Raw genomic sequence first — 20,496 nt, 5'->3', positions numbered from 1 at the left:
GTCTTCATTGCAAGAAGGGCCCCTCCGATGCCGTACCAGCCTCGGCGTGTCCTGCGCTCCGCCCTCGCCGCCATCACCGTGACGGCCGGCGTCCTGTGCGCGGGCGGCTGCGTCATGCGGGCGGACCCGGTCACGCGCGCCGGTGCGGCGGCGGCCACGAGGGCGGCCCACACCGACGTGTTGTTCGTCGGCGCGCATCCCGACGACGAGTACCAGTCGCTGGCGACCTTCGGGCAATGGCGGGAGCGGGACGGGCTGAGCACCGGGGTCGTCACCATCACCCGCGGCGAGGGCGGCGGGAACGCCGTCGGCCCCGAGGAGGGCGCCGAACTCGGCATGATCCGCGAGGGTGAGGAACGCGAGGCCGTCGGGCTCACCGGCATCCGCAACGTCTTCTATCTCGACAAGCCCGACTTCTGGTACACACTCAACGCACCCCTGGCCGGCAGGGTCTGGAACCGCCCGCCCCAACAACCCACCGACACGCTCGAACGACTGGTCCGCCTCATCCGCGCCACCACCCCGAAAACCGTGGTCACCATGGACCCGCGCCCCGTCAACCAGCACGGCGCCCACCAGCAGGCCGCACGACTGGCCATCGAGGCGTTCCACCTGGCCGGCGAGCCACAGGCGTTCCCCGAGCAACTCACCGAGGAGAAGTACTCCACCTGGAAACCCGATCGCCTGCTCACCCAGAGCTGGGGGTTCCGGGGACCGACCGGCGAGCAGTGCTCCACGCAGGAGGCCACGGACCCGAAGTCCGGACTGCCCGTGATCGGCGTCTGGTCCGGCGCGCGCTCCGCCGAGCACGACACGACGTGGGCCCAGGTCGAACGAGACGCCGCCCGCACCTACGTCACCCAGGGCTTCGGCTCCCTGCCCGCCACCGTCGACACCCCGCCGGACCAACTCCCCTGCGAGTGGTTCACCGTCCTGGCCGACGGCGGCACCACCAACACCGCCCCGGAACACGACCAGCCCGAACTGCTGCCGGTATATGCCGAGTTCCGCGACTGGACCTGGAAAGTCAACATGCCGTGGCTGGCCAACGACGCCCAGCCCACCCACCCCGAGTCCCCAATCACCACCATCCCCGAGGTCGACGGGGCCCCCTCGGTGGACGGCACGGCAGGCGCGGGCGAATACCCCGGCGACACCCTGAGGTTGACGCACTGGGAGGGCTCCGAGTGCGCCCCCGCGGACTGCTCGGCCGAGGCCCACCTCGCCCGCCACGGCGACGACCTGTACGTCCTCGTCCACGTCACGGACGACACGAAAGGCGCCGCCCTCGACGCGCAGGCCGACTGCAAACGCCACTGGCGCACCGATTCGATCGAGATCGACCTCGACCCGCAGGGCCGCTCCGACGACACCTCCACCACCTTCAAGGCGGCCGTTTTCCCCTTCACCGCCCCCGACTCGGGACCGTGCGCCGAACGCGACGGCGACAACCGCCAAGGCCCCGCGAACACCACCGCGCCCGGAATGACGATCGCCTCCACCGTGACCGAGCCGTATACCGGCTACACCGTCGAGGCGAAGATCCCCCTCGCCGACCTCCCCGCCGCCGTCGACCCCGAGCGCCTGACCGCCAACATCCTCGTCTACGACTCCGACACCCAGGACAACACCGGTCGATCCCGCCTCGCCTGGTCCCCCTACGGCAGCGCCCAGGCCGACCCGTACGTATGGGGCACCGCCCACCTCCCCGCCTACATCCCATCCCCCGGCCAACCGGAAATGCCCGCCGAAATCCCTCTGGAAGCGACCCAGAGTGCAAACTCCCCCGCCTCCGTCGCCCAGTCCCGCCGCACCGGAATCCCCCTCGCGGGCGGCCCACGCCGATAGCCGACCGCCGCCTACGCGCCCTCGGAGGCGGCCCCCTCCACGATCGACAACACGGTCGGGGTGGGCACGACCCGGACCAACCGCAGGCCCGCCGCGTCGAACAGTCGGGCGAAGTCCGCCTCGGTGCGCTCTCGGCCGACCAGGGACGCCATCATCATCAGGTCCAGTGCCTTGCCCTGGTGTGGTTCGTTGCCCTGCGGCAGCACCGCGTCGACGACGAGGACCCGACCGCCGGGAGCCATCGCCCGGCGGCAGTTGCGCAGAATCCGCACGCACTGCTCGTCGTCCCAGTCGTGCAGGATGCGCTTGATCAGGTACACGTCTCCGGCGGGAACCGAGGCGAAGAAGTCGCCCTCCGCCGTGGCCCAGCGGCCGGCCAGTTCCGGGGCGTCCAGTCGGTGGCCGGCCAGGACGTGGGCATGGTCGTACAGGATGCCCCGCAGCCGCGGGCCGGCCCGCAACGCGGCCAGCAGGAAGCCGCCGTAGCCGCCGCCCACATCCACGAGCGTGGCCGCCTCGGGGAAGGCGTAGCCGGCGGCGATCGGCACGTTCTCCGCCTCCGACATGGAGTCCATGCCCGCGTGGAAGACGGCGGCGGTCTTCTCGTCCCGGGCGAAGTGCTCGAAGAACGGCACGCCGAAGATGTCCTCGAAGGCCGAGGAACCCGTTTCCAGGCAGCGGGTCATCTCCCCGCTCGGCAGCCACATCGTGCGATCCGTCAGCATCAGGACCGCCGCGCGTGCCGAGACGGGCGCGTCCGAACGCAACGAGTCCCCCGCCGGGGTCAGCCGGAACCGGCCCCGGTCGTCCTCCTCGAACAACCCCCGGGTGGCCAGGAGTCGCAGCAGCCGATACAGGTTCTGTTCCCGAGTGCCCGTCAGTCGTGCCAGTTCCGCCACATCGAGGGGTCCGTCGGCCAGATGGTCCGCGACCCCGACCGCCGCCGCCGCGCGCAACGCGGCCGGATACAAAAACCCCAGGGCCTCCTCGACGAGGAGGGCGGCACTGCGCCGCCCGGCCTCCGCACCCGACTCGCGGGAATCACCGTTCATGCAATCGCCTCCGAACGCCCGAACCATCCGAGTCACACATCGAGCACGACAACAACTCGCCCACTCACGGCGGGTTCCCCGCCGCCGCACTCTTCCCCTCCATCACGATACGAAGGTCCATCATGACGTTCCGTGAGGCCCGACGGGACCCCGACGCACACAACCGTTGCCGCCGCCCGAAGGCCGCCTCCGACCGGAAAGCCTTTGCCCGAGCCGGCCCGGGTTGCTACCGTCACCCCCGCGCGGGAGGCGCGCGATCAGCGGGACAGGGAGGTTGATGAATATGGCCGCCGTCGGCTCTCTTCGGCATTCCCTCGTCCGTCCCGCGTACTGACAGAGCGCGGGGCGGGTCGTTCAACGACCAGGAGTGACACGTGACTTCCTCCACTTCATCGGCCCGCACGCAGCCGACCACCGACCGCCTCGTCCTTCGGCCCTGGACCGCGGCCGAAGTCGGCGCCGTCCTCGACGGCACCGGATCGGCCCACTGGGCCGACGACTTCCCCGCCGACGGCGACCGCGTCATCGCGAGCCTCTTCGACGACAACCCCGCCTGGCTCGGCGAACACGGCCACCGCCTGATCATCGAGCGGGACAGTGGCCTTGTGGTGGGCTCGATCGGCCTGTTCTGGCCGCCCCACGAGGGGACGCTCGAAATCGGATACGGCATCGTGCCCTCCCGCCGCGGCCGTGGCTACGCCCCCGAAGCCACCTTGGCCTTGGCGGAGTTCGCCCTCGGAGTACCCGGCGTCCACACCGTGTCCGCCACCGTGGAGCTGTCGAACCCGTCCTCGGTCCGCGTGCTGGAGAAGGCCGGCTTCCGCCGCTGGACCACCGACGAGAACACGGCCCGGTTCCGACTGACCCATCCGGACGCCGGCAACCGGCGCTGACCCCCGGGCCCCGGAAGCACACACGGCTTCCGGGGCCCATCCCGCATCCCGAAACCGCGTGGTGGCCGGCGCCGGCAGGGCCGGGTGTTTGCGATATGGTTCGCGGCCGGAACAGCGGGGACATCGGCCGGGGGCGACCATGGTGGAGGACTTCGGCGGGCGGATCGAGCCGTATCGGCAGGAACTGCTCGCCCACTGCTACCGCATCCTCGGTTCGGTCCACGACGCCGAGGACCTGGTTCAGGAGACCTGCCTGCGGGCCTGGCGGGCCCGGGATCGGTACGACCCGGCCCGCGGTTCGCTGCGGACCTGGCTGTATCGGATCGCGACGCATGCCTGCCTGACGGCGTTGGAGACCCGCAGTCGCCGACCGCTGCCCTCGGGAATGGTCGCCGACAGTCGGCCGCTCGATCCGCTGGTCCACGGCGGCGAGGTCACCTGGCTGCAACCGATGCCCGACGCGCTGCTGCACCTGGGGGATCCCGCCGGCGCGGCCGTCGATCGCGACAGCCTGCGGCTGGCCTTCGTCGCCGCGTTGCAGCACCTCTCGGCGCGGCAGCGCGCCGCGCTGATCCTGCGCGAGGTGCTCGCGTTCTCCGCCGCCGAGACCGCGGACATCCTCGGTACCTCGGTCGCCTCGGTCAACAGTTCGCTGCAGCGGGCGCGGGCGCGGCTGAACCGGGCGGGTGTCCTGGAGGACCGGGTCGACGAGCCCTCGCAGGCGGAACAGCGGGCCTGCGTCGATCGCTACATGGCGGCGTTCGCGAACGCCGACGTCGAGGGGCTCAAGCGGCTCCTGACCGACGACGTGCTGATGGAGATGCCGCCGATGCTCAATTGGTTCGTCGGGCGCGACAACTACGGGCGGTTCATGGACTGGGTGTTCGACAAGGCGGGCACCACATGGCGCCTGGTCCCCGTCGCGGCGAACGGCCAGCCGGGGTTCGCCGCCTACAACCTCGGCGCCGACGGCGTGTTCGAGCTGCACACGCTCCAGGTGTTCACCGTCACCGCCTCCGGCATCGGCAGGAACACGGTGTTCCGGGACGCCGAGGTGTTCGCGTCGTTCGGCCTCGCGCCGCGGTTCGGGGTCTGACGGGCGGCGGGGCGTGTCTTCGATCCCGCCGAAAAAAGTTCGTCCGGGCGCGATGAGTTCGGATCCCGCCGCCGGTATGTATCCGCGGAGCCACACACGACTCCCCGTGCGTCGCACAGCGCGACGATCCGCGGCAGTACGACCGGAACGAGGGACACCATGACCACGACCGCCAACCACCCGCAAACCGCGGACGAGACCGCCGTCCTCCAGGTTCTCGAGGGCGTGTACGACGCCTGGGACGCGCACGACGCCGACGCGTTCGTGGCCGACTACACCGAGGACGCCTGCGCGATCCTGCCGGGCTCCTACCGCCGGTCCCGCGAGGACGTGCGCCGGAGCATGGCGGCCGGCTTCGACGGCTTCCTGAAGGGCTCGACGACCGACAACAAGATATTGGGCATTCGCTTCCTCAACGACGACGTCGCCCTCGTGGTCAGCGAGTCGAACGTCATCTTCCCGGGCGAGACCGAGGCACCGGCCGACCGCGCCGCGATCGCGACGTGGGTCCTGACCCGCCGGGACGGCAGGTGGCTGCTCGCGTCGTACCAGAACTCCCCCGCCGTCGTGACCACGGGCTGACGACGGCAGCGGCGACGCTGAACACATGACCTCGGGACGTTCCCGCCGCGTACCCCACCCGGGTACGCGGCGGGTGGGGCCTCGGCGACGGGCGGGACGGGCGGGACGGCCGCCTCGCCGGCGCGATCCCGTCGATCGACGCAGACTCGAAGGATGGAGATCCGCCAAGCGCACGGCCACGTGACGCTCCCCGACCGCGACGACGTCGAGGTCACGCTCGACCTGTACGACTGGCCGGTCGACGGTGACACCCTCCCCCACAGGTGGACCGCCGTCATCGACGGCCCACCCGTCCTGGAGGCGGGCGTGGAGGGCGTCCTGCACCTCGACACCGAGCCGACCGCCCTCGGCCACCGCTTCGTCGTCGTAGCCGGCGGCGACCACACGACCCGACTCCTCGGCCGAGACCCCCGCTGACCCACCCCACCGAACCGGCGACCCGCCCGTCGCTCGGGGTCTGCGGACAGGTGTGACGGTCGCGGACAGGGCATACGTGGGGGATCGAAAGCTCACCGTCCGACCGCGTGGAGCACGTGGAGAAGGGAGCCGAATGCCGTCCGACGTCGATCTCTCGGCGGCGCTGTCCAGGGTCAAGGAGAGCGAGACCTCGCTGGTCGCGCAGGTGCTGCGGACCACCGTGGCGGCGGTGACCTCGTACGTCGCCGCGCTGCTGTTGACCGGCCCCGATCCGCAGCCGATCCTGTCCCCGCTCACCGCGCTCCTGGTGGTCCAGGTCACCTCGTACGCGACGTTCACCACGGGTGTACAGCGAGTGGCCAGCGTGGTGGCCGGGGTGCTGATCGCGGTGGTGTTCAGCGAGGCGGTCGGGCTCAACTGGTGGAGTCTGACCCTGCTGCTGTTGGCCTCGCTCGGTCTGGGGCACCTGATCCGGCTCGGCGATTCGATCAACGAGGTGGCGATCAGCGCGATGATCGTGCTGGGCGTCAGCCAGGTCGCCGACACCGCGTGGGACCGGATCGCGGAGACCCTGATCGGGGCCGCGGTCGGCATGGTGTTCTCCCTCGTCCTGGCGCCGCCGGTACACGTCCGGCCCGCGAACGAGGCGGTGATGTCGGCGTTCGACGCCCTGACGCAACTGCTGGACACGATGGCCCGGGAGATCGGCGAGGACGTCAGCCACGCCCGGGCGCACGGCTGGCTGGAGGAGGCCCGCCGGATCGACCGGGACATCGTGCGCGTGGACGCCACGCTGTCGACGGCCGAGGAGGGCACCCGGCTCAACCCGCGCGGCAGACGGGCCACGGTGCGGGTGCTGGCGCTGCGCAGCGGCCTGGACACCGCCGAGATCAGCGCGGTGGCGCTGCGCATGGTGTGTCGGGCGCTGAGCGGGCTCTACGCGCGGGGTGAGCACGGCGAGCCGGCGTACACCGAGATCCCGTTGGCCACCGCGCAGTCCCTGCGCAGCCTGTTCCACTCGCTCGCGGCGCTGTTCGCGGCGTACGGCCATCTGGTCGTGCTGCACGGGCGGGCCCTGCCGGAGGAGGCCGCCCGGGCCGAGAACACCCTGCGCGAACGGCTGGCCGAGGCGCTGGTGGACCGCTCGCGTACCGAGGCGATCCTGCTCGCCGACTCGATCGAGAACCCGGATCGCTGGGAGCTGTACGGCACGCTGCTGACCGCCGTCGACAAGCTCGTCGACGAGACCCGCCCGGCGGGCACTCCGGGCGACCTGGCGCAGCGCATCGAGGAGCGGCGGCGCCGACTGGCCGAGGAGCGCCGGTTGCGCGCCGTGGTCGTCCGGCCCGGTCCGGTCCTGCGCGAGCGCATCCGGCGGGTGGTGGCGCCCACCGACCGCCTCCTCCGCGCCCCGCGCCGGCTGCCGCGGCCCCTGCGGCACACCCTGCGTCGCCGGACCTGACGGCCGGGGGTGCCGGGTGGGGCGCCGGCCACGCGCGTGTCGAGCCCGTGGCCGGCGCCCCACCCCCGTCACCCCGCCTGGGCGAGGCCGGTGAGGCCGGGCGGCAGGTCGCGGGTGTGCACGACGCCGAGGCGTTGCGTCGCCCGTGTCAGGGCCACGTACAGGTCCGCCAAGGCGAACGCGGCCGGCTCCACGACGATCACCGCGTCGAACTCCAGGCCCTTGGCCTGTTTGGGGTCGAGCAGCACCAACGGCCGGGTCAGGTCCGGCTCGACGCCTCGCTCGGCGTGCGGGATCGCCGTCGCCAGTGCATCGATCAGCTCGCGCGGCGCGATCACGGCGACGCGGCCGTCGACGGGAACCCGCGCGTCGGCGCCGCCGGTCGCGTCACCCGGGCCCGCCTCCGGGGCGACCCCTTCGTGCGCGACCGCCCACGCCACCGCGGCCGGCAGGTCCGCGGTGTGCCGCGACCACGGCTTCACGCCGGTCGAGCGCACCGAGTCCGGCGGCTCGAATCCGGGGTCGACGGCCCGCACGACATCGGCCGCGACCTCCATGATCTCGGTCGGCGTACGGTAGTTCACATCCAGCCGCACTCGCTCCCAGCGGCCCTCGACGAACGGCACCAGGATGCGCTCCCACGAGCCGCACCCGCCCGGCTCCGAGGTCTGCGCGGGATCGCCCACCAGCGTCATCGACCGGGTGGGGCTGCGTCGCATCAGCAACCGCCAGGCCATCGCGGACAGTTCCTGGGCCTCGTCGACCACGATGTGGCCGTACGCCCAGGTGCGGTCCGCCGCCGCGCGTTCGGCGGAGGTGCGATGGTCGAGTTCCTCCTGGCGTTCGGCGAGTCGTTCGGCGTCCACGAGGTCGTGGGCGCTCAGCACCTCGGACTCCTCGTCGTCGCGATCCTCGAACTCCTGCGTGCGCGAGCCGTACGACAGGTCGAGCACACCCTGCGCGTACGCGATCCGCCGCCGGCGTTCGGCCGCCGCCAGGGCCTTCGCCAACGAGTCGTCCTCGCCCAGGAGTTCGGCGGCCTCGTCGAGCAACGGCACGTCGGCAACGGTCCATTCGACGGCGTCGCGGGTCCCGAAGACCGGGTCGTACCCGATCGGCCGGCGGATCGCCGCCGCGTCCTCGTCGGACAGGTAGACCGGTTCGGCGAGGTAGTCCGCGACCAGTTCCTGCGGCGTGAGGCGCGGCCACAGTTCGTCGATGGCCGCCTGTACGGCCGGACTCTCGGCGACCGACATCGACAACTGCGCGATCTCGCCCGAGCCGAGGAAGTTCGGTCCGCCGAACGGGTCGGCGCCGAGCCGGTCCACCAACTGCTCGGTCAGGCCGTCGATCACGCGCGACGCGAACGCCGGGCGGGCGAGGTTGTGCGGCAGCGGCGTCGCCCGCGCCTTGCTCCGGGCGGCCTCGGCGATCGCCGCGTCGAGGTACAGGTCGCCGTCGTCGTGCTCGATGAACAACGGCGTCTCGGGCACCGTCTGCCGGTCGGCCACGAAGCGGCGCAGCACCTCGGCCATCGCGGCCCGGCCCTTGACCTCGGCGGCCTCCGGGGTGTCGACGGCGGTCGCGGTCACGCCCGGGAACAGCTCGCCGGGGGTGGCGAATTGCACTCCCGTCTCGCCGAGAGAGGGCAGCACGTCCTCGATGTAGCCGAGGAAGGCGGGGTTGGGGCCGACCACGAGCACGACGCGGCGGGTCAACTGCTCGCGGTTCGCGTACAGCAGGTACGCCGCGCGGTGCAGCGCGACGACGGTCTTGCCGGTGCCCGGGCCACCCTCGACCACGAGCACCCCGCCATGCGGCGCGCGGATGATCCGGTCCTGCTCGGCCTGGATCGTCTGCACGATGTCGTGCATGCGCCCGGTGCGGGCCGCGTCGAGCGACGCGAGCAGCACGGCGTCGGCGTCCGAGCCCTCGAAGCCGGTACGGGTGGCGTCGGTGAGGTCCAGGATCTCGTCGTGCAGCCCGGTGATCCGGCGCCCGGACGTGGTGATGTGCCGCCGGCGCCGCAGCCCCATCGGGGTGTGCCCGGTGGCCAGATAGAACGGTCGGGCGACATCGGCACGCCAGTCGATGACCAACGGCGTGTGCTCGGCGTCGTCGCGGCGGATACCGATACGCCCGATGTGATGGTCGGCGCCGTCGCGGAACAACAATCGGCCGAAACACAGGCCGTTCGCACCGGCGTCCAACGCCGCCAACAGGCCCGACTGCTCGAAGACCGCGATGTCCCGCTCGACGCGTGCCTGCCGGGTGCCGTCGTGCTCGCGCCCGAGCGCGCTCTTGACGGCGACCTCCGTCCGGGCACGCAGGTCCGCGAGGTGCGCATACAGCACATCGACGAATTCCTGCTCGTGTCGCAATTCGGCGTTTGACAATTCGACTCCCGGACGGATATCATGTCGTCATTGAGCTTTCCGAATACCATTCGGAATCGGTATTCAGAACCACCAAATATACCTCGCGAAAAGCCCCGGACGTCAAGTCGTCCGGGGCTTTTCCGTGCGCCGCCTCGTCCGCCGTCGGGGCGGCCGGTGCGCCGCTACTCGAAGCGCGCGGTGTCGCCCGCCCCGCGGCGGACGATCTCGGCCTCGTCGCTGGAGAAGTCGATGACGGTGGTCGGCTGGGTGCCGCATTCGCCCGAGTCGACCACGGCGTCCACCACGTGGTCGAGCCGTTCCTTGATCTCCCAGCCCTGCGTCAGCGGCTCCTCCTCGCCGGGCAGGAGCAGCGTGCTGGACAGGATCGGCTCACCGAGTTCGGCGAGCAGGGCCTGGGTGACGACGTGGTCGGGAATCCGCACGCCGACCGTCTTCTTCTTCGGATGCAGCAACTGCTTCGGCACCTCCGACGTCGCACGGAGAATGAAGGTGTAGGGGCCGGGAGTCGACGCCTTGATCGCCCGGAACACGTCGTTGTCCAGGTGTACGAACCGGCCCAGCTGGGCGAAGCTCTCGCACACCAGGGTGAAGTGGTGCCGGTCGTCCAGCTCGCGGATCGCGCGAATCCGGGCGATGCCCTCACGGTTGCCCAATTGGCATCCCAGCGCGAAACACGAATCCGTCGGATACACGACGAGCGACCCGCCGCGGATCAGGTCGACCACACTGCCGATGGTGCGTTGCTGGGGGTTCTCGGGATGCACATCGAAATACTTCGCCATGCGCAGACCTTACGGCGACCCGGACCCGCCCCCGACCAAAGCCCACCACCCGACGGCGGCCGTTCCGTCGGAGGTCGAGGGACGGGGGGCTTGTCCGGCGTCACTTGTGGGGCCCGCCGCACGATCCGAGGCGTAGCAATCCGGTGACATGGCGGGACCCAATTCGTCGAGTCTTCCGGACTAACGTCGATCTTGCACGGCGCGCCACCGCCTCCCGTCCCAACGCCTGAGGCAGTGGGCAACGTGCGCGTCCTCGACACCAATTGCTCGGGAGAAAATCGCATGTCCCTCGTAACGACCCGCCGTACGAACACCGTCCGTACGCTGGCCGCCACGGCCAAGGCGGGCGACAACACCCCGCCGCCCGTCCCGGCCACCCCACCCGCGACGGCCGCCGCCCCCAATGGGCCCGCCACCACCGGGCCCGGCCCGCGTACCGCCCCGCGGTGATCGTGTACCTGCCTGGCGCGGTCGAGCCCTCCGAGGCGATGCGGGCCACCACCTGCCCGCGGTGCGCCGCGACTTTCACCGGAACGAGACCCTCACGCACGCGGAACCGGCCGACCGTATCGGCACGTTCGGCTACGCCAACGCGCTCCCCGAAGCCGAGCACGAGGTCTTCTTCGCCCACCTGCGCACGCACCTGGCCCCGGGCCCCGGACCCCGACAGCGGCGATCACCAGGAGATACAACGGGAGTTGCAACGCGAGCTGCAACGCGAGCTGCAACGCGAGCCGCTACGGGGAACAGGACGAAGGCTGCGACGTGAGCTGCAACGGAAGCCGCGACCCGCGACATCCGGACACCCAGAGTAGTCATACCGCAACAAATCGTCGCCGACGCCACGCCCATCCTGTGGGAGTTTCACACGCCGGCTCGGAATCAGGCCATTCGACCGCCGCTCCTTGATCGATTGCGCAATGCACAGGAATGGAGCAGCAGCGTTCCGGATTCCACGACCTCGGCAGGCTTATGGTGATACGCGCCCGTTGTTAGAGTGACACGGTAAATGCAGCGAGCCGGGCGGGGATTCTCTTCGCCGAATCAGCCAGCCGACGGAGGTGCACGTGTCGTTGTCCGATGAGGATCTTCGAGTCATCGCCGGAGACGTTCTGCGATCTGTTCGCTATCTCACCCTGGGGACCGCCTCTCGGGGCGGTGAATCGTGGATGACCCCATTGGCGCACGCCTGGGACTTCGAGGACCACTTCTATTGGATATCGGCCGCCGACTCCCGGCACTCGCGCAACATCGACGAGAATCCGGCCGTTTCGGTGCTGGCCTACGACCTCGGCACGACCGGGACGGACCAGGCCCTGTTCGGCAGCGGAACCGCCCGGCTGCTGAGCGACGACGAGGTCGCCGAGGGCTGCGCCGTCTACTACGCGCGGCGCTACCCCGACCCGGAGGTGCGGGTGAAGCGCGAGCGCCCGGCGGACGACTTCCGCGGGGCGTCGCCCAATCGGCTCTACCGCGCCCGCATCGACGCCTACTCCCTGCTGCACCCGGACGGCCACCCCGTGCACGGTGGCCTGGTCAGTCACCGCGTGACCGTTGCGTTCAGCACCGCGCAGCTGCAAACCACCGGCTGAGCAACCGGACGAATCGGGCGCCCGGGCGGCTCGGGCGCCTTGTATCGTGACGCCCTCGGGGACGCGCGGGTGGGCCGGGACGGGCCGCCCCGAGTGAGGAGTCACGGTCATGCGGACGTATGCCGGTGAGAACGTCGTGCTCGGTCTCGACCTCGGAGGCACCGCCTTCAAGTCGGCGTTGATCGGCCGCGACGGCACCCACGAATTCGTCGGCCGGCACCGCAGCGGGCGCGAACTGGGCCCCGACGCCGTGGTGGACCACGTGCTCGAGCACGCCGCCGCCTCGGTGGCCGAGGCGACCCGGCGCGGCGCCGTGGTGCGCGCCGTCGGGGTCGCCGCCTGCGGGGTGGTGGACGAGGCGGCGGGGGTGGCCGTGTTCTCCTCCGCCCTCCGGTGGCGGGACGTGCCGCTGCGCGACCGGGTGGCCGAGCGGCTGGGCCTGCCGGTGGCGCTCGGGCACGACGTGCGCGCCGGCGGTGTCGCCGAGGCCCGCCTCGGCGCCGGCGTCGGCCACGACGTCTTCCTGTTCGTGCCGATCGGTACCGGCGTGGGCGCGGCGATCATGATCGGCGGACGGCCGTTCGTCGGCGCGCACTGGCGGGCCGGCGAGATGGGCCACACGATCCTGCGGGCGAACGGCCGCGTCTGCGGATGTGGTCAGCGCGGATGTGTGAGCACCGTGGTCGGCGGGCCCGCCATCGCGCGCCGCCATCACGAACTCGCGAACCACGGCGACGGGTCGGCCGTCGATGCCGTCGACGTCGCACGCCTGGCGGCCGAGGGCGATGCGATCGCGATCCGGGTGTGGTCCGAGATGATCGACGGCCTGGCCGACACCTTGGTGACGTCCGTGACGATGCTCGATCCCTCCGCCGTCGTGCTGGGCGGGGGGATCGGGCGCTCGGGTGACCTGCTGCTGCGCCCGTTGCGCACGGAACTCGAACGGCGATTGACCTTCCAGGTGCCGCCGCAACTGCTCGGCGCGCGCTTCGAGGACGAGTCGGGCTCGTTGGGCGCCGGCCTGCTGGCCTGGGACCTCCTGGCCGGCGATCCCCCGTCCGGCGCCTGAATACCCGCCCTCAACCGGCGAGTTCACCGTCCGCGGCGATCCGGAAGGCATTCGCGGCGATGGTCAGGCCCGGGTTCACCGCGGCCGAGGACGGGAACACCGCGCTGTCGGCCACCCACAGATTGTCCAGGTCGTGCGCCTTGCCGTAGGGGTCGACAACGCTGGTGGCCGGGTCCTCGCCCATCACCGCCGTACCGCACTGGTGGGAGTTGACCGCGACACCCATGCGTCGGGTGAAGACCATCGGGTATCCCGATCGCCGCATCGCGTCCGTGGTGCGCCGCACCAGTTCCCGATGCGGCGCCAGGTTGTTCGGCGACCAGTGCACGACCACCCGATCCGCCCCGTCGACGGTGATGCGATTGTTCGGCGTGGGCAGGTCCTCGCTGGTGAGGTACAGGTCGACGCTGTGCGCGGCCAGCGCGCCGAGGATCGGCGCCGGCACCCGATCGCCGAGCACGCGGGCCATCGGGGCCTGGAGCTTCCCGAGCGTTTGTACATTGCCCAGCGGCCCGTGCGGACCCCCGTCGCGATACCAGTCGTTCCAGCCGAGGGTCTTTTGGAAGACCGTGTCGTTGCGGCGGCGCGGGTCGACCGCGACCACGAACGTGCTGTTGTGCACCATGTAGTTGCGGCCCACCCGCCCCGAGCCGTCGGCCAGACCGCGCCCCGACCCGGCCCCGGACCGCAGGAGCAGCGCGGCGGTGTTGACCGCCCCGGCTGCCAGCACGAATCGTTCGGCCACGACGCGCAGTTCCCGGCCGTCCCGGGTGGCGACGGCCTCGGTCACGCGGGTGCCGCTCGGGTCGGTGCGCAGCCGTACCACCGTGGTGCGGGTCAGGAGTTCGACGTTGCCGGCGGCCAGCGCAGGGCGCATCGCGCACACGTCGGCGTCGCTCTTGGCGTCGAGCAGGCACGGGAACCCGTCGCAGGTGGCGCAGCGCACACAGCCTCCCCCGGTACGCAGATCCACCCCGATCGGCATGTCGAACGGCGTCAGTCCCTGGCCGCGCAGGGAGTCGGCCAGTTCTGCGATGGCGGGTTCGTGGGCCACCGCGGGAAACGGGAAGTCGCCCGACCGCCACGGCTCGGTGGGGTCCTGCCCCGGGGTGCCGTGCACCCGGTAGACCCGCTCCGCGCGGGCGTAGTGCGGCTCGATGTCGCGATAGTCGATCGGCCAGGCCGGGGAGACGCCCTCGTGCAGGTCGACCGCGCCGAAGTCCGTTTCCCGAAATCGCGGCAGTGTGGCCCCATATACCTTGGTGTTTCCGCCCACGTAGTAGTGCACGCCCGGTCGGAAGGGCCGGCTCGTGCCGTCGTACCAGCTTTCGCTGTTGCGATAGCGGCCTTGCGTGAAAACGGCTTTCGGCGACCAGTTCTCGTATTCGCGCGGCAGGAAATCCCCCCGCTCGATCACCGTGATCCGGGCTCCGAGATCACGCAGCGCGTAGGCGAGTGTTGCGCCTCCCATGCCGGAGCCGATGATCGCGATATCGCACCGAATCTCGTCGGAACGCGGTGCCGGCAGGCCGGGCAGCTGTGCGGGAGGGGTATTCGACACGTGGGTGTTTTCCTTTCCCGGATTCCGCGTCGGGGCAGTCTGGGTAGTCGGGGCAGTCAGGGCAGCCTGGGCAGTGCCAGATACCTGGCGGTGATCTCGTGGGCGAACGCCATGATGGTCCCCTGCGGGCTCACCCCGGTCGCGCCGGGCAGCACCGACGCGTCGCACAGGTGCAGTCCGCGCAGGCCGTACGGTCGGCCGTATCCGTCGCACATGCCGCCGCGTTCGGGCAGGCCCATCGGGCACGACGCCATGGCGTGCACCGAGACCAGGTCCCAGCGTCGCGGGTCGGCTCGCGGGACGAACGCCTCCGCCTCCGCGTCGGAGCGCAACACGCGCCGCTCGGGTGCGTACAGCTCGACCGCGCCCGCCGCGAACAGCACCCGCGCCGCCTGCCGCAGTCCGTACCGCAACAACTCCCGGTCGCTCGCCCGCAGATGATGCCGCAGAAGCACGCCCCCGCCGGGCAACGCGGTGACGCGGACGCCGCCGGACACCCGGACCTGCACCGTGTACGTCCCGACGTGGTCGATGTCCGCGAGCAGCCGGGCCGGCACATACGGCGGATGCCCGGCGAGGCTCGCGGCCAGGGTGCCGGGGGTGAGGTTGGCGGGCATGACCAGGATGCCCAGGTCGGCGAACTCGTGGAGCTGGGTGGTGAAGATGGTCCCGTCCCGGGCCGCGACGGGGTCGGCGAAGCGCGCGTTCACCCGCAGGTTGACGTGGATCGCGGTGTGCCGCCCGGCCCGGCGCGCATGGATGCCGCTGCGTTGCAGCAGGGCGGGGGTGCCCAGGGCGCCGGCGGCGAGGAAGACGACGTTCGGCCGGTAGGTCGTCCGCCGTCCGTCGGGGCCGACCGCGTATACCGCCGTGACGGTGCGCCCGTCGTGCCCGATGCGGACCGCGCGGGTGCCGGCGTCGATGTGCGCGCCCCTCCGCCGGGCCTGCGGGAGATAGGTGAGCGCCATGCTCTGCTTCGCGCCGGTCGGACAACCGGTGGCGCAGCGGTTGCTGTGTCGGCATCCGCGCACCGCGCGGCGGGCATCCTGTCGGCGCCAGCCGAGGGCGTCCGCGCCGACGGCGAGCAGCCGCGAGTCCCGGTTGGCCGGCGGGCGTTGCGTGTGCGTGATCACCGACAACCGGCGGGTGATCCCGCGCAGGTGTGCGTCGAGGTGTTCGGCCCGATATCCGTCGATGCCCGAGCGCAGCGCCCAGCGGTCGAGCAGGTCGGCGGGCGGGGGCCACAGCAGGCCGCCGTTGACCACGGTCGTGCCACCGACACAGCGCCCCTCGCCGAAGGCGATCGTCGGGCGCCCGTGGATCGGGGACAGTCCCGCGTTGCGGTACAGCCGCCGCATGTTCTCGGCGGGCGACGCTTCGGCGATGTCCGCGACGGACACCTCGGGCCCCTCCTCCAGCACGATCGGTCGCCGGCCCGCGCGCGCCAGTTCGAGCGCGGCGACGGCCCCACCGGCGCCGGAGCCGATCACGAGGGCGTCGCAGTCGATCACCGCGGGTCGTTCGGCCATGCCCGCTCCGGAAGTTCGGTACCCGCGGCCCGCGCCGGCACCGCCGGCCGCACACCGTCCAGCGCCCCGTAGCAGGCGAGGGCGCCGGCGGTCCGCATCACGGTGCCCAGCACCGGCAGCCGTTCCAGCCGCGCCGCACCCACCAACAGCACGTCCGGGGACGCGAGATCGAGCCGACGCCCCGTCACGAGCCAAAAGACGGACGGCACCAGGCGCAGCAGCACGCCGAACGCGGCCCGATGGGGCGGCGCCAGCGCGGCCAGGCTGCCCGCGACGTGCACGTCGGCGAGCGCGGCGGCCTCGGGCTCGCGCAGCGGCGGATATCGGACCACCCACACGCGCGCCAGGCCGCTCGCCCGCAACGCCCGGGAGGTCCGCGCGAGTGCGCGCCGGCCCGCCGCCGGGTCGGGGGCGGCGTCCCCGCCGCTCACGCGGTCACCCTGTCCTTCACGAAGGCGGTGACCAGCCGGGTGATGCCCTTGTCCAGGACCCGGTCCAAGGCGGTGAGGAAGAGGTCGATCTCCTCGTCCTCGGCGATCAGCGGCGGTGCGGCGATCAGCGGCAGTCCGTGGTTGGAGCCGTAGTAGGTGAGCACGTCGTGGTCGTGGTAGAGCGCCGAGATCACCGCTCCGGTGACCAGTTTCGCGCGCAGTTGCGGGTCCCGGGCGAAGGCCCCCGGGAGCAGCCGCGTGATGCGGTCGAGCCGGGCCGGGCCGGCGTTGAGGAACACCCCGTGCAGCGCGCCGCGTCCGGTGCTCGCGGCGACGAGGCGGTGGTGTACCTCGGCGAGTTTGGCCAGTCCGTTGCCGAGGCGTTCGCCGATGTGCCGGGCCCGGGCGGGGTAGTCGTCCTCGACCGCGATCGCGACGGCTTCCAGGGCGGTGACGGTCTCCTCGCCGAAGCCGTGGTAGGTGGTGCTGTGCAGGGTGGCGTCGGCGAGGTTGTCGTAGGCGCGGCGGAAGACGTGTTCACGGGCCACGTAGCCGGAGATGGACGCCTTGCCGCCGCCGAAGGACTTGGAGGTGACGAGCACGTCGGGGATCAGGTCGCGGTGGCGCATGAAGTGGAACAGCGAGCCGGTGCGTCCCCATCCGGTGAAGACCTCGTCGAAGACGAGCACGATGTCGAGTTCGTCGCACATCCGGCGCACTGCGCGCAGGAACTCCTCGGAGCACTCGCGCAGTCCGGAGGCGCTGAACGGTTCGAGCACCACCGCGTACACGTCGCTGCCGCCGTCGCCGGTGCGGTGTCGGTCCAGGGCGAGGGCGAAGGAGTCCACGTCGTCGTAGGCGAAGCGGTCGGTGCCGGGCAGGCTCGGGAAGGGGAAGTGGATCTCCGGCGACGCGGTGAGGCTGCCCGCGCCGAGGAGTTTGCCATGGAATGCGATGTCGGTGTGCAGCACCGTGCCCCGCCGGCCGCGATGGTATTTGTACGCCAGTTTCAGGGCGCCTTCCACGGCCTCCGCCCCGGAGTTGGGGAAGTAGGCGATGTTCAGGTCGCCCGGCAGGAGCATCGCGAGGTTGTGGCCGAGCGCGGCGACGTACGGGGAGAGGTAGTTCTTGTGCACCTCCATGCTCTTGCGTTCGGCGAAGCGGCGGCGTGCGGCCAGGATCCGCGGGTGGTTGTGGCCGTGGTTGAGCACACCCACCCCGCCGGTGAAGTCGAGGACGCGGCGGCCGTCGCGCAGGGTGATCCAACAACCTTCCGCGTGATCCACGAGGTCGCGGCCGAATCCGAACGAACCGATCAGGGTGACCTGGCTGCGGCTGACGTGGCGCCGGTGGAGATCGTGCACCTCGTCGATCGACAGGCGCTCGCAGGCCTCGGCGTCGAGCAGTTCGCTCACGTCCCGTCTCCCGTTCGTAGACTGGCCAGACCGGTGCGTTCGTGGGCCCGCACCCGATCGGCGACGAGCCTGCCCGCGTTTCTGCCGTGTCGCACCGCGTAGTTGGTGCCGCGGTCCTCGGGGAAGACCTGCGCCATGCCGGCCATGTACAGGCCGGGTACCGCGCATTCCACGCCGGGCACGATCCTCGAGTAGTTCCGGGTGATCACCGGTTGTGCGTGATCCGCGCGCCAGACGTGGTAGCCGCGCACCCATTCGTCGCGAAAGCGCGGGAACATCCGGCGCAGGTGGGGCAGGCTGTACCGGAACACCTCCTCGTCGCTCATCCGGTACAGCGCCGAGTCCTCGGGGAGGTATTTGGAGAGGTAGACGATGTGTCGGCCGCCGTAGTGGCCCGGATCGTCGAAGTTGGTGTGCTCGATGACGCCGACGTAGGGGAACGTGGGGTCGGTGACGTTGAGCCAGTAGGTGTCGGAGAGCGCGTGGGTGTTCTCCAACACCAGGCAGATGTTGGCCAGGTAGGGGATGCTGCCCAACTGGCGGCGCAGCGCGGGTACGGCGAGGTGTTCGTCGTCCTGGCCGGTCAGCATGTCGGCGAGCACGCTCGGCGCGGTGGTCACCAACACCCGCCGGGCAGAGACCACTTCGTCGCCGACGCGGACCCCGGTGACACCGCCGTGGTCGACCAGGACGGCGGAGACCGGGCTGTGCAGCCGTAGTCTGATGCCCAGTTCGCACAGTCGGGGCCGCCAGGCGTCGAGCAGAGCGCCGCAACCACCGCGCAGGTAGTGCAGCATCTCGCGCCCGGATCTGCTGCGGCTGCCGCCGCGAAGGTGCAGTTTGGTCCACATCCATGTGGCCCCGACCTGGGGGGCGTAGGTGCCGAACTTGCCTTCCAGGAGTGGTTGCCACACCAGGTCGAACACCCGGCGTCCGCCGATGCGTACGAGCCATTCCTCGGCGGTGAGTGCTTCGAGTTGGCGCCAGTGGCGTACCCGCGCGGCGCGCATCACCATCAGTCCCAGGCGCACCCGGTCGGCGGGCGGCAGCGGGGCGAAGCGCAGCACGTCGAGCGGGCTGGACAGGCGGTGGATGGTGTTGGCGTGGTAGAAGCCGGTGCGGGCCGGCCGGCGCTCCACCAGGTGGCCGCGGCCGAGTTCGGCGCACAGCCGGAACATGTCGTGATCGGACTCGAACCAGTGGTGGTAGAAACGTTCGAGTTGTCCGTCGCCGACGTCGAAGGTGCCGGCCAGGCCACCGATGCGGTCGTCCGCCTCGACGATCAGGGTTTTCAGGCCCGCGAGTCCCAGTTCGTGCGCGGCGGCGAGGCCGGTGAATCCGGCGCCGACGACCACCACGTCGAACCGGGTGTCGTCGCGGCTCACGACGCCTGCTCCTCGGGTTCGGCGAGCGCGGTCACCGGGGTGACCGCGTGTTGCCGGTCGCGCCGGGCGACCACGTAGGACGGGCGGCCGCGCGTCTCGTGGTGGACCAGGCGCAGGTATTCGCCCAGCACGCCCAGGAGCAGCGCTTCGCCGCCGAAGGTCCACGCGGCGACCGGCATCGGCCGCCGGCGCACCGCGGAGGTGAGCGCGACGCCGCCGAGCCAGGCGACGCCGACGGCGGTCGGGAGCCGGGCGGGCGTGGCCGTGCAGGTCATCACGCCCCGGTGGGACAGGCTCGCCATCTTGCGCAGCGTGTACTTGGATCGGCCGGCCGAGCGCGGGGCCCGCCCGTATTCGATGCTGGTCTCGGCGAAGCCCGCCCAGCCGACGAGGCCGCGCAGGAAGCCCGGGTCGCCGGACAGTTCGGTCAGGGTCTGCACGACCGAGCGGTCGAGCAGCCGGAAGTCGCCGGTGTCCAGGGCGACGGGATGGTCGGCGAGGGACTTGAGCAGGCGGTAGTAAACGTAGGCGGTGGCGACCTTGAACCGGGTGTCGCCGTGCCGCGCGACGCGGCGACCGGAGACGACGGGCCAGCCCTCACCCCAGCGTTCGACCATGGCCGGGATCAGTTCGGGCGGGTCCTGGAGGTCGGCGTCGAGGGTGACCACGGCGTCGCCGCGGGCCTCGCGCAGTCCGGCCATCATGCCGGGCTGGTGGCCGAAGTTGCGGGTCAGTTGTACGAGTTGCACGTGGTTGTCGGCGCGGGCCAGGGAGGTCAGGACGTCCCAGGTGTGGTCCCGGCTGCCGTCGTCGACGAAGACGATCTCGTGGTCGTATCCGTCGAGTGCCCGCATGACGGTGGAGATGCGGCGATGTGCCTCGGCGACCACCTCTCCCTCGTTGTAGCACGGCACCACCACACTGATCAGCGGCGTGTGCGGCGCGGGTCCGTCCGCCTTTCGCTGCGACACGGTGCGGACTCC

At 71.3% G+C, this 20,496-nt stretch carries 18 protein-coding genes; 9 read left to right on the top strand and 9 right to left on the bottom strand.

Features of this window, described 5'->3' with window-relative positions:
- The first annotated feature begins 27 nt into the window (after nt 1-27).
- On the top strand, nt 28-1,848 hold the full coding sequence (locus tag ACWGR4_RS40500) for a sugar-binding protein (RefSeq protein WP_452133522.1): 1,821 nt from the start codon (nt 28-30) through the stop codon (nt 1,846-1,848).
- Between the two features lie 11 nt (nt 1,849-1,859).
- On the opposite strand, the gene ACWGR4_RS40495 is transcribed toward ACWGR4_RS40500, so the two are convergent.
- Entirely contained in the window at nt 1,860-2,900 is a 1,041-nt protein-coding gene (locus ACWGR4_RS40495; RefSeq protein WP_452133523.1) for a methyltransferase, read from the bottom strand.
- Nucleotides 2,901-3,274: 374 nt separating this feature from the next.
- On the opposite strand from ACWGR4_RS40495, the gene ACWGR4_RS40490 reads away from it, so the two are divergent.
- From ACWGR4_RS40490 to ACWGR4_RS40470, 5 genes are all read left to right on the top strand, one after another.
- The gene (locus ACWGR4_RS40490) at nt 3,275-3,793 is read left to right on the top strand and encodes a GNAT family N-acetyltransferase (protein ID WP_452133524.1); all 519 of its coding nucleotides are present in this window, start codon (nt 3,275-3,277) and stop codon (nt 3,791-3,793) included.
- An 88-nt stretch (nt 3,794-3,881) separates the two neighbouring features.
- Nucleotides 3,882-4,889: a sigma-70 family RNA polymerase sigma factor gene (locus ACWGR4_RS40485; RefSeq protein ID WP_452133525.1), complete on the top strand. Its 1,008-nt coding sequence runs from the start codon at nt 3,882-3,884 to the stop codon at nt 4,887-4,889.
- 159 nt (nt 4,890-5,048) lie between these two features.
- Nucleotides 5,049-5,471 carry an SgcJ/EcaC family oxidoreductase gene (locus ACWGR4_RS40480; protein WP_452133526.1) on the top strand — a complete coding sequence of 141 codons (423 nt, stop codon included), beginning with the start codon at nt 5,049-5,051 and terminating at the stop codon, nt 5,469-5,471.
- A 153-nt stretch (nt 5,472-5,624) separates the two neighbouring features.
- Nucleotides 5,625-5,888, top strand: coding sequence for a hypothetical protein (locus ACWGR4_RS40475; protein WP_380007614.1), 264 nt, complete (start codon nt 5,625-5,627; stop codon nt 5,886-5,888).
- Nucleotides 5,889-6,021: 133 nt separating this feature from the next.
- Nucleotides 6,022-7,350: an FUSC family protein gene (locus ACWGR4_RS40470; protein WP_380007617.1), complete on the top strand. Its 1,329-nt coding sequence runs from the start codon at nt 6,022-6,024 to the stop codon at nt 7,348-7,350.
- A 68-nt stretch (nt 7,351-7,418) separates the two neighbouring features.
- Here the strand turns inward: ACWGR4_RS40470 and ACWGR4_RS40465 are convergent, their stop codons facing one another.
- Both ACWGR4_RS40465 and ACWGR4_RS40460 read right to left on the bottom strand, forming a co-directional pair.
- The gene (locus ACWGR4_RS40465) at nt 7,419-9,731 is read right to left on the bottom strand and encodes a HelD family protein (protein WP_380008060.1); all 2,313 of its coding nucleotides are present in this window, start codon (nt 9,729-9,731) and stop codon (nt 7,419-7,421) included.
- 179 nt (nt 9,732-9,910) lie between these two features.
- Nucleotides 9,911-10,531: an L-threonylcarbamoyladenylate synthase gene (locus ACWGR4_RS40460; protein ID WP_380007620.1), complete on the bottom strand. Its 621-nt coding sequence runs from the start codon at nt 10,529-10,531 to the stop codon at nt 9,911-9,913.
- A 282-nt stretch (nt 10,532-10,813) separates the two neighbouring features.
- On the opposite strand from ACWGR4_RS40460, the gene ACWGR4_RS40455 reads away from it, so the two are divergent.
- From ACWGR4_RS40455 to ACWGR4_RS40445, 3 genes are all read left to right on the top strand, one after another.
- A complete protein-coding gene (locus tag ACWGR4_RS40455; protein WP_452129367.1) occupies nt 10,814-10,981 on the top strand; it encodes a hypothetical protein in 168 nt (55 codons plus the stop codon).
- 611 nt (nt 10,982-11,592) lie between these two features.
- Entirely contained in the window at nt 11,593-12,123 is a 531-nt protein-coding gene (locus ACWGR4_RS40450; protein WP_452134311.1) for a pyridoxamine 5'-phosphate oxidase family protein, read from the top strand.
- A gap of 109 nt (nt 12,124-12,232) precedes the next feature.
- Nucleotides 12,233-13,192 carry an ROK family protein gene (locus tag ACWGR4_RS40445; RefSeq protein WP_452129369.1) on the top strand — a complete coding sequence of 320 codons (960 nt, stop codon included), beginning with the start codon at nt 12,233-12,235 and terminating at the stop codon, nt 13,190-13,192.
- Nucleotides 13,193-13,202: 10 nt separating this feature from the next.
- Here the strand turns inward: ACWGR4_RS40445 and ACWGR4_RS40440 are convergent, their stop codons facing one another.
- The 6 genes from ACWGR4_RS40440 to ACWGR4_RS40415 are packed head-to-tail and all read right to left on the bottom strand — an operon-like array spanning nt 13,203 to nt 20,484.
- Nucleotides 13,203-14,753, bottom strand: a complete 1,551-nt coding sequence (locus ACWGR4_RS40440; protein ID WP_452129370.1) for a GMC oxidoreductase — start codon at nt 14,751-14,753, stop codon at nt 13,203-13,205.
- Between the two features lie 56 nt (nt 14,754-14,809).
- Nucleotides 14,810-16,282 carry a GMC family oxidoreductase N-terminal domain-containing protein gene (locus ACWGR4_RS40435; RefSeq protein WP_452129371.1) on the bottom strand — a complete coding sequence of 491 codons (1,473 nt, stop codon included), beginning with the start codon at nt 16,280-16,282 and terminating at the stop codon, nt 14,810-14,812.
- Entirely contained in the window at nt 16,261-16,713 is a 453-nt protein-coding gene (locus tag ACWGR4_RS40430; RefSeq protein WP_452129372.1) for a hypothetical protein, read from the bottom strand. The genes ACWGR4_RS40435 and ACWGR4_RS40430 overlap by 22 nt, the downstream gene beginning before the upstream one ends.
- Nucleotides 16,710-18,128 (bottom strand): aspartate aminotransferase family protein, encoded by a 1,419-nt coding sequence (locus ACWGR4_RS40425; protein ID WP_452129373.1) that lies wholly within the window; start codon nt 18,126-18,128, stop codon nt 16,710-16,712. The genes ACWGR4_RS40430 and ACWGR4_RS40425 overlap by 4 nt, the downstream gene beginning before the upstream one ends.
- On the bottom strand, nt 18,125-19,513 hold the full coding sequence (locus ACWGR4_RS40420) for an NAD(P)/FAD-dependent oxidoreductase (protein WP_380007643.1): 1,389 nt from the start codon (nt 19,511-19,513) through the stop codon (nt 18,125-18,127). The genes ACWGR4_RS40425 and ACWGR4_RS40420 overlap by 4 nt, the downstream gene beginning before the upstream one ends.
- Nucleotides 19,510-20,484, bottom strand: coding sequence for a glycosyltransferase family 2 protein (locus ACWGR4_RS40415; protein ID WP_380007646.1), 975 nt, complete (start codon nt 20,482-20,484; stop codon nt 19,510-19,512). The genes ACWGR4_RS40420 and ACWGR4_RS40415 overlap by 4 nt, the downstream gene beginning before the upstream one ends.
- Between the last annotated feature and the right edge of the window lie 12 nt (nt 20,485-20,496).

Source organism: Embleya sp. NPDC055664 (assembly GCF_053618075.1).
The sequence above is the reverse complement of the archived record's forward strand: the minus strand, read 5'-3'. Positions and strand labels throughout refer to the sequence as shown.

Excerpts from the sequence above, each read along its gene's own strand:
- ACWGR4_RS40500 (WP_452133522.1), top strand. The coding sequence starts at position 28 with ATGCCGTACCAGCCTCGGCGTGTCCTGCGCTCCGCCCTCGCCGCCATC.
- ACWGR4_RS40495 (WP_452133523.1), bottom strand. The coding sequence starts at position 2,900 with ATGAACGGTGATTCCCGCGAGTCGGGTGCGGAGGCCGGGCGGCGCAGT.
- ACWGR4_RS40480 (WP_452133526.1), top strand. The coding sequence starts at position 5,049 with ATGACCACGACCGCCAACCACCCGCAAACCGCGGACGAGACCGCCGTC.
- ACWGR4_RS40475 (WP_380007614.1), top strand. The coding sequence starts at position 5,625 with ATGGAGATCCGCCAAGCGCACGGCCACGTGACGCTCCCCGACCGCGAC.
- ACWGR4_RS40470 (WP_380007617.1), top strand. The coding sequence starts at position 6,022 with ATGCCGTCCGACGTCGATCTCTCGGCGGCGCTGTCCAGGGTCAAGGAG.
- ACWGR4_RS40460 (WP_380007620.1), bottom strand. The coding sequence starts at position 10,531 with ATGGCGAAGTATTTCGATGTGCATCCCGAGAACCCCCAGCAACGCACC.
- ACWGR4_RS40455 (WP_452129367.1), top strand. The coding sequence starts at position 10,814 with ATGTCCCTCGTAACGACCCGCCGTACGAACACCGTCCGTACGCTGGCC.
- ACWGR4_RS40445 (WP_452129369.1), top strand. The coding sequence starts at position 12,233 with ATGCGGACGTATGCCGGTGAGAACGTCGTGCTCGGTCTCGACCTCGGA.
- ACWGR4_RS40435 (WP_452129371.1), bottom strand. The coding sequence starts at position 16,282 with ATGGCCGAACGACCCGCGGTGATCGACTGCGACGCCCTCGTGATCGGC.